Here is a 13,917-nt window from a genome sequence, read left to right as displayed (position 1 = left end):
GGCGCCCGAGGGCGTGCCATCCTCACTCCCGTCTGCCGCAGAGTAGAGCCTGCGGCGCCTTGGCGCTGCTCCACCAGAGAGCAGCACGGACATAACAACAAAAAACCGTCAAAGAGGCTTCACATATGCGTAAACCAGATCTCGCAGCCGCCATCGCTGAAAAAGCCGATCTCACCAAAGAACAGGCCAACCGCGTCCTCAATGCCGTCCTCGAAGAAATCACCGGCGCCCTGCACCGCAAGGACAGCGTCACCCTGGTCGGCTTCGGCACTTTCCTGCAACGCCACCGCGGCGCCCGCACCGGCAAAAACCCGCAAACCGGTGAGCCAGTGAAAATCAAGGCGAGCAACACGGTAGCGTTCAAGCCGGGCAAGTCGCTCAAAGACAGCGTCAACCCGTAAGTTAAGCGGTACCGTCTCGAAGGGAGGCGGGGCGGTAAAGAAGATGGGCACGCCGACTGGGTCGGGTGCCCATTTTTTGTTGGGTGCTGATGCGTATGCCAGATTAAGCCAGCTCGCCTAATCGCATTTTCAGAGCGTCGATTTGTTCCTCCACTGCGTTGATAACATCGGCGCTGTCGCCCCACATATCAAGAAACCCCCATTCGTCATTGGGCGGATCAATCAGTTGGGTCAGTATTGAAATAGCCTGCTCGATCAGGGGTTTGAGTTGTGCCAGATATTCAGCTGGCCATATATAGGGGTTGCCTAGGGTTTGTAATAGATAACAGGCAGCCCTAAAGGCGTCATAACGTTCTTCAGCGGGATCAAACTGGCTGATTTCGTTGATCAAGACCGCAAAATTTTGTTGTTTCCAGAACTCCTGAAACCAGTCCGCGGCTTCATCGTTTTCCCAAGGGTTGTAATTCCAGGCGCCCATTTTTGACTCCTTAGCCACATTTTCCGAAACGTGATGGTTTAGATTTTTCTGTTGCGACCCAGTTGGGGTTTTTGAATAGCTCACGTGTACCGGCAGGCGCTCGAAGGTTGGAGGTTTTCCCGCCGTCTACGCTCCTGCCGCCATTTCGCACAATTTCACTGGCTTCGACCTTGTAGATTTCCTGGGCGGTGGCCCCGTTCATACTGTGTAACTGTACCGAGCTGATTTTGTCAGCCGGCAGTTTTCCAGAAGCGACATGCTGACTCAGTCTTGAACCGAAGGTTTGATCAGTAGTAGAACCTACGTAGAGCTTGCCATTTTTGTCAGTAAATCGATAAACACCGACTGATTTTGCATCCGAGCCAAGCGCCTCCAGGAGCGCTGGGTTCAGTCCAAGAGGATCGATCCAAGTCAGCGGGTTCGAGGCATAAGCGTAAAGATTCAAACCACCTGCCAGACCTATAGGGTCAGGTGTCGTAAAACGGCCAATGTCGGGGTCGTAATACCGCAAGGTATTGAAATGCAACCCGGTTTCTCGATCAAGATACTGACCCTGGAATCGCAGGTTTTGCTCCTCGATGAAGTACGCTTCTCGCACTTCTTCAAGGGGCGCGCCCCATGCTTCGTAGCGCGCTTGCCAAACTATGAGCCCATCAGTCTCAGTGAGGTACTCTGGCAGTCCGTTCAGGTCATTGTGGTAATACCGTACACACTGGTGTTTCCCCGTACCGTCCACTCGAGCTAGCGGGTCATAGCTGTAATTGTCATATAGATAAAGGCTGGTCTGGCTATGCCGATGTTCCTGTAAAAGACGCAAGCCATCCCAGTCGAAGCGTGTTTCTCCCAGGCAGAGCCCATTGGCATCGTGTTCGGTTTTGCCAACACGCCGCCCCAGAGGGTCGTACACCATCCTCACAATCGTGTTCAGCGCGCCTTTCTGGCTATGCACTTCGATCAGGCGATGCTCGGCATTGTAAGTAAACCGTTGCAACCCGCGCGCCGTGCTGCTTTTCTCGATCATCCGTCCAAGGGTGTCGTACTTGTAACGTTTGTCTTGATAGGTGAGCAGGCGGTTATGCCTTACCAGGCCGCCTTGGGTCGGGCCGTCGAGCAAATTGGCGGCAGCATCATAGGCGTAGGTTTCGCTGCGTCCTGCTTGGTGGTTGACGAGGATACGTCCCGTACTGTCGTAGCCCAAAAGCTCTTGACGGTCAGTACGACGACGCCCGATCAGGTTATCGCTTGGGTCGTAGCAGTATTCAGTCTCAACCAACGGTGGCAATTGCCACGGTTGGTCAATACTACGACGCTGTCGCGAGCGAACCCGTCCACTTCGATCATAGGCGGTACTCGTTTTGAGTTGGCCCTGAGTGCGTTGCACTTCGCGGTGCAAACGATCCCGCTCGAAGTCGCTAATGACCTTACCATCGAGATTCAACTGATGCAGGTGGCCACTGCCGTAGTACAAGCGATTGAGCCACCGACCATCGGGCAAGCCGGTTTGAATCAGGTTTCCCAGTTCGTCGTAACGATGCTGCACAGAACCGGCCGAGCTTTGTTCCTCTAGGAGCTGCCCCATGGCGTCATAGCTGAAACCGAGTGATTGCTCACTCCCATCAGGCGCTGTGAAAGTGACACCGATCAGTTGGTCGCTCAGGTCGTGGACGTAGCTGGTAGTACCGTCCGCAGTTATTTTGCTGACCAGGCGTCCAACCGGATCTCGCTGAAACTGGTGCGACAATGGGGCTACGGGTTCGCCTTCCGTCCCCGGCAGGTAATCCACGGCGACGACATCAGCCAGCGGATCATAGGTGTAGCGGCGCCGGCTCTGGTCAAGATCCTGCTGCTGTACCATGCGATCCGCTGCGTCCCATTCAAAGTGATAGCTCTCTCCGTTCTCATTGGTCAGTTTGCGCAGTCGCCCATAGTCGTCATGGTCGAACATCACGCTGCGGTTATGCGCATCCCACCGTTGGTTGACCAAGCCGCGACTATTATAGGCATAGCGTGTGACGGCGCCGCCGGGATCGATGTGAGCAAGCAGATAACCAGTGGCGCTGCGCTGGAACTGTTCCACGCGACCATCCGGAAGCTGGCATTCCAGCAATAGCCCTCGAGGTCCGTACCGGTAGCGCACCGACTCGCCTTCCGCATTGGTCTGCACCACCAGATTGCCGAACGCATCGTATTGATAACGGGTGGGGTAACCCGAGCAATCTACCGCCTCGACCAACTGGTTCCATTCGTTCCAATGCAGTGTCTTGGTTTTTTCAGTGGCGTCGATGATTTGCACCGGCTGACCGAACCCGTCATACACATAGCGCGTACGGTTTCCCAGTGGGTCGATTTCCTCGACGCAATTGCCACGCTGGTCGTACCGATAATGCCAACTGTTGCCTGCCGGATCGGTTTCCACTTGGGGCAATGCCCAGTGCGCCAGCCATTGCGTGCTACTGGTTCTGGACAGCGGATCGATGACGGCGCTCAGGTTGCCGGACGCGTCATAGTTGAAACGCCACTGGCCTTTTTGCGGATCAATCGCACCGAGCAACTGGCGATCATCGTCCCACTCAAACTGCCACGTATGACCCAGGTTATCGACGTAGCGAGTGATCTGGAACTGCGGGTTCCAATGCCGGGTGCTGACCCGCATCAGGCCGTCGGTCACGCGGGTAATGCCGGCGTCCAGGTCGTAATGGAAGCTGTATTCATCACGCGCATCTGTCCAGTGGCGGCTGACGCGCCATTCCGGGCCGCCTGGCCCAGGTACTTCAGCCCATTGGTAGAAGCAGCGCAGGCCACTCGGCAATTGGTGTTCGACCATTCGCCGGTCATTGTCGTAGGCAAAGCGTCGAAGGGTTGTACCTTGCTCGTCCAGCACTTCAGCCAGATCGCCCACGCTGTCGTAGCGATAACTGACGAGCACATCGCTGCGCGCATCGAAATGGTCCTGGCGCAGGTAACGCCGCTCGATGTAGCTCACACGCCTAGGGTGTTCAGCCGAGTAGTTCAGTTCTACATGCATCAAGTCGTGGGTGTCGCGCAGGCGATACAGTCGGCCCTGACTGTCGTAGTCGAGGAAGATCCGCCCCTCATTGCGATCACCCAGCAGATGCAAGCGCATCCGCGAGTTATTCAGCGGGTCGGGCTCGAACAGGCGATACAGGCCGTCGATGCTCTCGATCAATACCGCGCCGTCGCCGCTGCGCCTGACTGCAAGGCCTTGGCCCGGATCGAACGCTCCGCCGGACAATGGGATGTAACCGATCTCCAGGCGGCGTCCTTGCTCGTCGATGTAGACCAGGTTTTCGTCCGCTTCTATCTCGATCGACACCTCATATGCGACGCTCCAGCCAGCGCCAAATAGGCCGCCCCGGCGTGTGTCGAGGCTGCTGTAAAAGCGCTGCCAATCTATCGGGAGCAATCCCTGTAACGTGAAGTCCAGTTCCTCATCCCCGCCCAGGATCTTGGCTCCCGTCGCGCTGTGCACTGGATTGGGCGAGCCATTCATGGCGCTCTTGAGCGCGGAGGTGACCTTGCTGGTTGCGTAAGAGACGGCGCCCCCCACCAGCAAGCCACCGACCAGGCACGGCAGCTTGGTCCAGAAACACTTCACATTGCCCCGTAGCGCCATCACCACGGCAATCGCCAGCCCCACCCCCGGCGTTTTCCCGCTACGAATCTCCTGCACCACAATGGTCTCACCACCAATGCGCACATCCGGCGAAATCAGGCCCTCAGCCGTCCCAATCTTGGCGTCACAGGTACTGCGATCACCGCTGCGTGCCGCAGGCTGCCCGTTGATGAACACCGAGCTGGAACCTTCGGCAATAAACTGCAGGGGCATGGGCGGATGCTTGTTGCACGCCACGGTGTCCAGCGGGCACGGCTCGGTGCCGGGGGCGGGCGAGGCGACGGTCGGGCGCCACATCTGCGAGAAAAACTCCCCGGCCATATCCAGGAAGCTCGGCGCTGCCGGCTCGCTGGGCGCGACCGGTACAGCCGTCATCTTGCCTGCGGCGCGGGCGGCCTTTTTGCCATTGATGAACACGTTGTGCGAACCGCTGGTGATGAAGGCATCGATCACCGGCGGGAACACCCAGTTGGCGGCGGACTCGCACCAACTGGATATCTTCAAGTCCGCCCCCGTGAGGCCAGCGGTAATACCGACGACCGCGCCCACCACCAACACCAGGGCTACACCGCCGGTGGCGATGGTTGCACCCGTCGCGAGGAACACCGCCCCGGCAACGGCCAGGCAGCCCACGGTGGTGAGCGCCGCATAGGCGGCCACTTCCAGCACGCCGCCGAGAATATCGGCCATCACCGAGGTGTGCAGCAGTGCGTCGCCTTCGCGGGCCGCCCAAAGATCCTCACTCATTGCTCAGACTCGACTCAGGGCGTGGCGAGGAAGTGGAGTGTGTTTTTCAGCGTTGCCCAGTGTGCCGCTTCGGCAGGGCCCAGGGGCTGGGTCTTGACGTAGCTCAGGGCAATCAGATTGCGGGTGCCAGGTATCTGCATCGCCAGCTGATACTGGTAAATGTTGTCGCTGCCTTTGTTGAAGTGGTTCTGCACTTCAAACGCATCGATGTCCTGCGCTGGGCCGACCTTGACCGCTTGTGCAGGGCTATAGCGCAGATCTTTGACCTGCTGCTCGAGTTTTTTCAGCTGGCCTTCAAAATTGCTTTGCAGGCTTTCGCCGTCCGCCAACGGGCTGCGGCTCACCACCAGGGTGGTGCCCAGCTTGGCGAACTTGAGGATATTGATGGAGGTGTCCTGTACCTCGGCGTCGGGAAGGATGAATTGGGCTTCGTTGATCAGGTAGTTCATGGTGACAAAATCTCGTTATTGACCAGCACCGGGCTTACCGGGGAATTTTGACTCGACGGCGGACTTGATCGTGCTTTGCACGCCCTGGGCACCCGGCGAAGTGCCTTTGTCGCTGCCCAGGTTGATGTCCAGCTTGCCCTTCGTCTGGATCTTGCTGCTGCCGGTGGAAAACAGGTTGAACGAGCCACAGGTCAGGTTGATGTCGCCGCCAGCCTTGAGCTCAATCACGCTGTCGCCGCACACCAGGCGAAGACTCTCGCCGGCCTCGATGGTGTAACTCGTGGCGGCGCTGTCGGACTTGGCACCGCCCACGATCACCGTGTCGTTATTGCGCACAACCCGCAGGCGGTTACTGCCAATGGTCACCGTCTCGTTATGCCCAATATTCTTGTTGCGGTCATGCCCCACCGAGTGGCTTTCATCCACCTCCACCACGATGTCCTGGTTACGCTCGGCATGGATATACAACTGCTCCAAGCCCTTCTTGTCCTCCATGCGGATTTCATTGAAGTTGGCCGGCGTGCCGCCTTTGCTGGAGCGACTTTTCATGCCGCTCTGGGTGGCGTTCTCCGGCAAGTCGTAGGGCACCGTCTGCTCAGCGTTGTAGACCCGCCCGGTGATGATCGGTCGGTCGGGGTCGCCTTCGAGGAAGCTGACGATCACCTCTTGGCCGATGCGCGGAATCTGCATCGAGCCCCAGTTCTTGCCGGCCCAGGATTGCGACACACGAATCCAGCACGAGCTGTTCTCGTTGGATTGGTCGTGGCGGTCCCAGTAGAAATGCACCTTCACGCGGCCGTACTGGTCGGTCCAGATTTCCTCGCCCTTGGGGCCTACCACCAAGGCGGTCTGCGGGCCTTTGACGATGGGGCGGTGAGTATTGGCCAGCGGGCGGAAACTCTGTTGGGCGTCGATGCAGGTCAGGCTGCTTTCAAACTGCGCCGAGCCTGAACCGCCACCGCTTTCCAGGCTTTCTTGCACGATGAAGTAGCGGCAACCGACGATCAGGTACTCGCGGTTCTGGTCCTGGCGACTGAAACCGGTGAGGCTGAACAGATGGCCCGAGCCCAGCCCGCGCGCATTGCCGCTGAACTCGATCTGTTCATGCAGGGTTTGCAGGGCCTCGATGCGGGTGCGCGCATAGTGTTCGCCGTCGGCGCTTTGCACGTAGGTACCGGGGTAGTCGTACAGCGGGTAGTCGCCGGCGGTGTGCGGGCGCGGCATGGCCGAGCGCACGTCGATGCTCGCGCTGGGGCGCTGGAAGTCGTAGTCGTTCAGCTCCAGCGAGCCCGGCTGCACCTCCTGCGCCAGGTGCCAATTGTGCATATGGTCGCGTTCGCGCTGCTGCTCGTCCTTGGGGTAGTAGGGGATCGACGCGTAGCCGGGCACGCTGGTGTGGGCGCCATAGGCGTCGGCCAGCACCAGCACATGGCGGTCCTGTTCATGGCGGAAGAAGTAGTAGATGCCTTCCTGTTCCATCAGTCGGCTGACGAAATCGAAGCTGGTCTCGCGGTACTGCACGCAGTACTCCCACTCGCGATACGGCCGGCTGAGGGCGTCTTCAAAGTCGGAAAAACCCAGGTCACGGAACACCTGCTTGATGATCTGCGGGATGCTCAGGTTCTGGAAAATCCGGCAGTCGGAGGTGCGGCTGAGCAACCACAGCCAAGGGCGCAGGGTGACTTGGTAACTGGCGAACTGGCCTTTGTCGATGTTCTGGCTGCACCGCGCAACGATCCCGTGGAAATGCCGCTCGCCGCCGTCCGCCAGTTGCAGGCCGACGCTCATCGGTTTACCCAGCAATTGGTTCAGGTCGATGTTGGCGTCCAGGGACGTCAGTTGCAGCTCATAGTTGAACAGCCGGCCCAACTCTTCACCGCCGCCCATTTCGTTGAGCAGCAGCACATCCGGCCCGAGGGGGCTGTTGATCTTGGCCAGGCGTGAGGCTTGGTTGAATAGCATCGGTAGTCCCGTAAATACCGTCATCACTGACGGAACCGGATCAACTGTGGGAGCTGGCTTGCCTGCGATAGCGGTGGATCAGTCAACATCAATGCTGAATGTCAGACCGCTATCGCAGGCAAGCCAGCTCCCACACTGACCGTATTCCAACAATAGTTATTCGGTGTCGCTGAAGTCGTAGTGCAGTTCATTATCCCGACTACTGATCCGCACCCCCGCCAGTGCCTTGCCTTCCAACATGCGCGTGAGGAACTCGCGGCTCATGTCCGGCAGCAGGCTGTTGGTCAGGATGGTGTCGATCATGCGCCCGCCGCTTTCGGTCTCGGTGCAGCGCGAGACGATCAGGTCGACCACTGCGTCGTCATACTCGAACGCGACTTTATGGGTGTTCTCCACGCGCTTCTTGATTCGGTTCAGTTGCAGGCGCGTGATCGCTTTGAGCATCTCATCGCTCAGCGGGTAGTACGGGATGGTCACCAGGCGGCCGAGCAAGGCCGGCGGGAAAATCTCCAGCAGTGGCTGGCGCAGGGCCTTGGCGATTTCCTCGGGCTCGGGGATGTTCGCCGGGTCTTTGCACACCTGGGATATCAGCTCTGTCCCGGCATTGGTGGTCAGCAGGATCAAGGTGTTCTTGAAGTCGATCACCCGGCCCTCGCCGTCCTCCATCACTCCCTTGTCGAACACCTGGAAGAAGATCTCATGCACGTCCGGGTGAGCTTTCTCCACCTCATCGAGCAGCACCACGCTGTAGGGTTTGCGCCGTACCGCTTCGGTCAGCACACCGCCTTCGCCGTAGCCGATATAGCCCGGTGGCGCGCCCTTGAGGGTGGACACGGTGTGGGCTTCCTGGAACTCGCTCATGTTGATGGTGATGACGTTCTGCTCACCGCCATACATGGCTTCGGCCAGGGCCAGGGCGGTTTCGGTCTTGCCCACACCCGAGGTGCCGGCCAGCATGAACACGCCAATCGGCTTGCTCGGGTTGTCGAGGCCGGCGCGGGAGGTCTGGATGCGCTTGGCGATCATCTGCAGGGCATGGTCCTGGCCGATGATGCGTTTCTTCAAGTGTTGGTCGAGGTTGAGCACAGTCTCCAGCTCATTGCGCGCCATGCGGCCCACCGGGATGCCGGTCCAGTCGGCGACCACCGAGGCCACGGCCTGGTAATCCACGGTCGGCAGGATCAACGGGGTTTCGCCTTGCAGGGCGGTGAGGCGCTGTTGCAGGTCGACCAATTGCGCACGCAACTCATCGTTGCCGCTGTCCACCACACCGGCTTTCTCGCGCAAGGTTGCGCGGGTGGCGAGCAGTTCATCCACCAAGGCTTTCTCTTCAGCCCAGCGGCTTTCCAGCGTGGCCAGACGCTCACGCTCGGCGGTCAGCAGCGCTTCGCTATTGGTTTGACGCGCACCAATGGCAATGCCGATCGCATGCTCACGGGCGATGATTTGCAACTCGGTTTCCAGGGCCTCGATACGGCGACGGCTGTCGTCCACTTCCGCGGGTACCGCGTGCAGGCTGATGGCGACGCGGGCGCAGGCGGTGTCCAGCAGGCTTACGGATTTGTCCGGCAACTGGCGCGCCGGAATGTAGCGGTGGGAGAGCTTCACTGAGGCTTCCAGAGCTTCGTCGAGGATCTGCACCTGATGGTGTTTTTCCATGGTGGAAGCCACGCCGCGCATCATCAGCAGGGCCTTGTCTTCCGACGGTTCGGCAACCTGCACCACTTGGAAGCGGCGGGTCAGGGCCGGGTCTTTCTCGATGTGCTTTTTGTACTCGGCCCAGGTGGTGGCAGCCACGGTACGCAAGGTGCCACGGGCCAGGGCAGGCTTGAGCAGGTTGGCTGCGTCACCGGTGCCGGCAGCGCCACCGGCACCCACCAGGGTATGGGCTTCGTCGATAAACAGGATGATCGGCTTGGGCGAGGCCTGCACGTCTTCGATGACCTGGCGCAGGCGCTGTTCGAACTCGCCTTTCATGCTGGCGCCGGCTTGCAACAGGCCCACGTCGAGGCTGCGCAGCTCCACGTCCTTGAGCGCAGGCGGCACGTCACCGGCGACGATGCGCAGGGCGAAACCTTCGACCACGGCGGTCTTGCCCACCCCGGCCTCACCAGTGAGGATCGGGTTGTTCTGGCGCCGACGCATGAGGATGTCCACCAGTTGTCGGATCTCCTCGTCACGGCCCACGATTGGGTCGAGCTTGCCGCTGCGGGCCTGTTCGGTCAGGTCCACAGTGAAACGCTTGAGCGCTTCCTGCTTGCCCATCGCGCTGGGCGCCATGGCACCGCTGGCCTCGCCTGGCACACCGGCATTGAAACCGTCGCTGGCGCTCAAGGCATTTTCCGGCGAGTCACCGACGTATTCGTCAAAGCGCTCGCTCAAGGCCTCGGCCTTGATCTTGTCGAACTCGCCGGACAGGCCCAGCAGCGCATGGCGCAGGCTCGGTGTCTTCAAGATGCCCAGCACCAGATAACCGGTGCGCACCTGGCTTTCGCCAAACATCAGGCTGCCATACACCCAGCCGCGTTCTACGGCCTCTTCCACATGGGAGGACAGGTCGGTGATCGACGTGGAGCCGCGCGGCAGTCGGTCCAGGGCTTCGGTGAGGTCGCGGGCCAGGCGCGCCGGCTCCACGTTGAACTGGCGGATGATGCGGTGCAGGTCGGAGTCCTGCAGTTGCAACAACTGGTGAAACCAGTGGGCCAGTTCCACATACGGATTGCCCCGTAATTTGCAGAACACGGTGGCGGCTTCGATGGCTTTGTAGGCCACGCTGTTGAGTTTGCCGAACAGTGCGGCGCGACTGATTTCACCCATGCTCTGGATTCCTTGAGGTGGTGGCGTGGTCGGCGTAATGCCGGGCCAGGATTAGGTCGTTGGCGTCATGCGCAGGTTGGCCGAGCCAGGTGTTGAAGCCCAGGCGGAACTGGCCGTTGAGTTGCAGCGCCGGTACTTCGGGTTGTTGCAAAACCAGGTTCAAGTCCCAGTCCAATTCATGGCCCAGGTACTCGGCCACCCACGCCACCAGCTCGTTGAACGGCTGTTGGCCGGGCAGCATGCCCATGTAGTCATCCAGCGTGAGCGGGCCCAGGCGGATGCGGAATTTGTGCTGGCGGTCCCATACGTGGCTGCCCAGGCAGAAGTCCACGCCCAACTGGTTGGCGCTGACCCCCACGCGGCTGCGTTCGGGCAGTTCCAGCCATTGGCCGACGTATTCCTCGATCTCTACCGGCAGGCCGAAGTACTCGCCCAGGATCGCTTTCAAGCCATCCGGGTAACGGGTTTGCGCCGACAGATGGCCGCTGTAATGCAGCTTCGCGGTATCGGGGATCAGCCCTTGATTGAGCAGGCTCGGCATCCCGCGGCCACTCAGGGCGGCGAGGCGGGCGGACCAGTAGTCATCGTCCGGGCGGTCATGGCTGACCGTTGGCCGCGCCTCGGCCCAGGCCCGATAGAACAGGGTCAACAAGCGATGGTGGAACACATCCAGGAACTGCTTGCTGGTGCTGTCGGCGTTGTTGCGTTGGCGCTCGCGCACGTACTCGGTGATGTGCAGCGGCAGCGGCCCGTTGGGGCCGCCGAGGCCGAAGAAGAACTGCTCCAACCGCGCCGGCTTGCCGTCGCCACCAGGGGCGACCGAGGCGAGGGTGGCGGGTGCGAAGATGCAATCGGCCTGCTGCCCCAGGCGCAGCGGATCATCGGCCAGGCGCAGGGAATGGCCCAGGCGTGGCAGCTCGGGCGTTTCGCACTCGATGCGCCGCAATGCCTGGAAGAAGTCATATTCCCAGGGCTCCTGGTGCATCGCGTCCAGGGTTCTCACAGGGTCGGACGCCGTCCGGGCTTGGCTTTCCATCGCATGATCTCGCCGCGTTCGGTGGTACGGATCACCGTCTCGGTAAAGCTGTTGATCGACACGTAGCGTGCCAGGAAGCGCTCCAGCACTGCACCGAGCAGGAACACGCCGGTGCCGCGAAACGCGTTTTCATCGAACTCCAGGGTGATTTCCAGGCCGCGGCCAAACACAATCGGGCCAGGCATCGGCAGGCGTCGGGTCACCGCCTTGCTGCTGACTTCGCGCAGGCCTTCGATCTGCAATTGCAGGGCGGCGTCATTGCTGTCGCCGTACAGGCGCAGCAATTCGCGCAAGGCGCCGGCGCCCTGGCCCTGTTCGCTCAAGGAGAGGTAGTTGAGCGACAACTGGCTGATCAGGCGCCAGGCCTTGGCGTCATGTGCGTGGCTGGCACGCGGGCGGCTTGGCCCGGCGACGCATCGCACGGCCAGTACCGGCGCGCTGTCGGCCAGGGTGAAGTCGGTCTTGCCGTTGCCCACGCTCATGAACAGCGGCAGGTCCCGGTTGGTGCACAGCGCCGTCACGCCCAGTTGGCGCAGGTCATGGCGATACGGCGCCTGGCGGCTGTCCACCAGGCTGACGAAGGTTTCACTGCCCACATAAGTGGAGCGTGGGCCATTGCGGCGTTGGTCGCTGGACAGCACCCGTGGCTCGCGGCGCACGCTGTAATACGCCTGGTCGCGGCCATAGCGCGACGGATCGCGCACTGCGTAGAACGGCAAGAACGGCTGCTCCGGTCCGGTGCCATGGCCGGTAATGCCGCTCAAGGAGTGAATCTCGAAATCCATCGGCCGCGTACGGTCGGCGATCACATGGTGTTCATTGACCCGGTCGGACAAGTGGATGCGGTCCACGCGCTTGGGGAACAGGTTGATGGCGGGCGTGCAGAACGGCAAGAACTGCGCCGCGCCGACACTGCCTTCCAGGCTCGGTTCGTGGCGGTCGAACAACACGATCAGTTCCAGCTCCTGGCCGTCACACCGCTTGACCGCGCGTCTCAACTCGGCGAACTCAACGAACAGGAAGCGATGGGGCAGGGCGAAGTACTCCTGCAACAGGCGATAGCCCTGGAACGCCCGCGCCACCACCGGCATGGCCGCATCGGCATCATCGAACCCCCGCGAGCGCAACGCGCCCTGGGGCAGGCGCTCGACCCAATCGCCACCGGGCTGGCGCGCAAACACCGCGCAGGCATTGCCCAGCAGTTGTTCGTAGAGGCGAAACGGTTGTTCATCAGCGCCGCTCAGGTACAGCGGCAAGGTATCCAGGTCGAGGCTGTTGAACGGCAGCTCGGCACCGGTGCGCAGGGTCAGGCGCAGGCCCGCCTTGGCTTTCGGTTCGCTGGCGGCCAGGCGTCCGAGCACGGCGGCGGGGTTGCCGAAATATTCGGCGTTGCTGACCTGCAACGGCCACAGCGTCACCGGGTGCGCGGTGCGGTACTCGCAGCAGGTCTGGGTTTCACGGCCCAGGGCGGCACGCAGCACCGTGTCCCGGGGCAGCGGGAAACCGCCGGCCAGGGAGCCTTCATCGGGGTCGGTCTGCAATTGCACTACGGTCATCGACGGCGTCGGTGCCAGGTAGTGCGGGTAGGCGATTTCCAGCAAGTTGTGGGTGAAGGTCGGGTACTCGGCGTCGAGCTTGAGCTGCACGCGGGCGGTGAGATAGGCGAAGCCTTCAAGCAAACGTTCGACGTACGGGTCGGCGCAGTCCATGCCGGACAGGGTCAGCCGACTGGCGATCTTCGGGTATTCCTTGGCGAACTCGGCGGCGCTTTCGCGCACGTGGTGCAGTTCCTGGTTGTACAGCTCCAGCAGGCGCGGGTTCATGGGCGTCTCCGCTGGTCGGCATTGAGCACGCGCACATGGCCGGACTCCAGGTCCACGTCGGTCTGCAACAGCAAACGTAACGGCACCGGCTGTGCCCACAGGTCGCCTTCAATCTCGAAACTCAGGGCGTTGTGATTCATCTCGCCATGGCCCATGCGCGCCTTGACCCGCAATGTGTGGCGCAAAATACGCGGCTCGAAAGTGGCGATGGCCTGGTAAATCAAGGCTTCCAGGGCTTTGATATCGACGCTCGACGCGCTGTTGCCCGCCAGTGCTGGCAGGCCGTAATTGACCACCGAAGTGCCGGCCGGGGTGTGCAGCGTGGCATCGGTATCGAGTAACGAGGTGGTGTTAAGCAACCACGCCAGGTCACGCAGCACCGAGGCCTTCAATTGGGTCAGGGACAGCACGCGTTTGTCGGCGCTTTCCTTGGGGTTGGTCGGGTCGTCGTCGGTCAACCGGTCCAGCAGGGACGGTTGCAGACGGTCGCGGGAAGCGATTTCAGTTACCACCAAAGCAGCTCCACGGACGGGTTGCGAGAGGGACACAATGGCCGTGGCACCGGGCCAC

At 61.0% G+C, this 13,917-nt stretch carries 9 protein-coding genes; 1 reads left to right on the top strand and 8 read right to left on the bottom strand.

Annotated features, from left to right (window positions below):
- Positions 1-125: 125 nt before the first annotated feature.
- Positions 126-401, top strand: a complete 276-nt coding sequence (locus AB4P90_RS28975) for an HU family DNA-binding protein (RefSeq protein WP_003195589.1) — start codon at positions 126-128, stop codon at positions 399-401.
- Positions 402-504: 103 nt separating this feature from the next.
- On the opposite strand, the gene AB4P90_RS28970 is transcribed toward AB4P90_RS28975, so the two are convergent.
- The 8 genes from AB4P90_RS28970 to tssE form a co-directional block, all read right to left on the bottom strand.
- Positions 505-879, bottom strand: coding sequence for a DUF4259 domain-containing protein (locus AB4P90_RS28970; RefSeq protein ID WP_044269929.1), 375 nt, complete (start codon positions 877-879; stop codon positions 505-507).
- A 10-nt stretch (positions 880-889) separates the two neighbouring features.
- Entirely contained in the window at positions 890-5,260 is a 4,371-nt protein-coding gene (locus tag AB4P90_RS28965) for an RHS repeat-associated core domain-containing protein (RefSeq protein ID WP_395605552.1), read from the bottom strand.
- Between the two features lie 14 nt (positions 5,261-5,274).
- The gene (locus AB4P90_RS28960) at positions 5,275-5,709 is read right to left on the bottom strand and encodes a DcrB-related protein (RefSeq protein ID WP_130174791.1); all 435 of its coding nucleotides are present in this window, start codon (positions 5,707-5,709) and stop codon (positions 5,275-5,277) included.
- A gap of 15 nt (positions 5,710-5,724) precedes the next feature.
- The gene (locus AB4P90_RS28955) at positions 5,725-7,671 is read right to left on the bottom strand and encodes a type VI secretion system Vgr family protein (protein ID WP_014720503.1); all 1,947 of its coding nucleotides are present in this window, start codon (positions 7,669-7,671) and stop codon (positions 5,725-5,727) included.
- A 156-nt stretch (positions 7,672-7,827) separates the two neighbouring features.
- Positions 7,828-10,488 (bottom strand): type VI secretion system ATPase TssH, encoded by a 2,661-nt coding sequence (gene tssH / locus AB4P90_RS28950; protein WP_019818130.1) that lies wholly within the window; start codon positions 10,486-10,488, stop codon positions 7,828-7,830.
- Complete coding sequence (tssG, locus tag AB4P90_RS28945; protein ID WP_395605551.1) at positions 10,481-11,524, bottom strand: type VI secretion system baseplate subunit TssG; 1,044 nt, start codon at positions 11,522-11,524, stop codon at positions 10,481-10,483. The genes tssH and tssG overlap by 8 nt, the downstream gene beginning before the upstream one ends.
- A complete protein-coding gene (gene tssF, locus AB4P90_RS28940; protein ID WP_020302842.1) occupies positions 11,488-13,347 on the bottom strand; it encodes a type VI secretion system baseplate subunit TssF in 1,860 nt (619 codons plus the stop codon). The genes tssG and tssF overlap by 37 nt, the downstream gene beginning before the upstream one ends.
- The gene (gene tssE, locus AB4P90_RS28935; protein ID WP_003195563.1) at positions 13,344-13,859 is read right to left on the bottom strand and encodes a type VI secretion system baseplate subunit TssE; all 516 of its coding nucleotides are present in this window, start codon (positions 13,857-13,859) and stop codon (positions 13,344-13,346) included. The genes tssF and tssE overlap by 4 nt, the downstream gene beginning before the upstream one ends.
- Positions 13,860-13,917: the final 58 nt, after the last annotated feature.

Source organism: Pseudomonas sp. B16120, from assembly GCF_044218845.1.
In the GTDB taxonomy this organism is placed as follows: Bacteria; Pseudomonadota; Gammaproteobacteria; order Pseudomonadales; family Pseudomonadaceae; genus Aquipseudomonas; species Aquipseudomonas paracarnis.
This window is presented reverse-complemented; position numbering and strand designations above follow the sequence as displayed.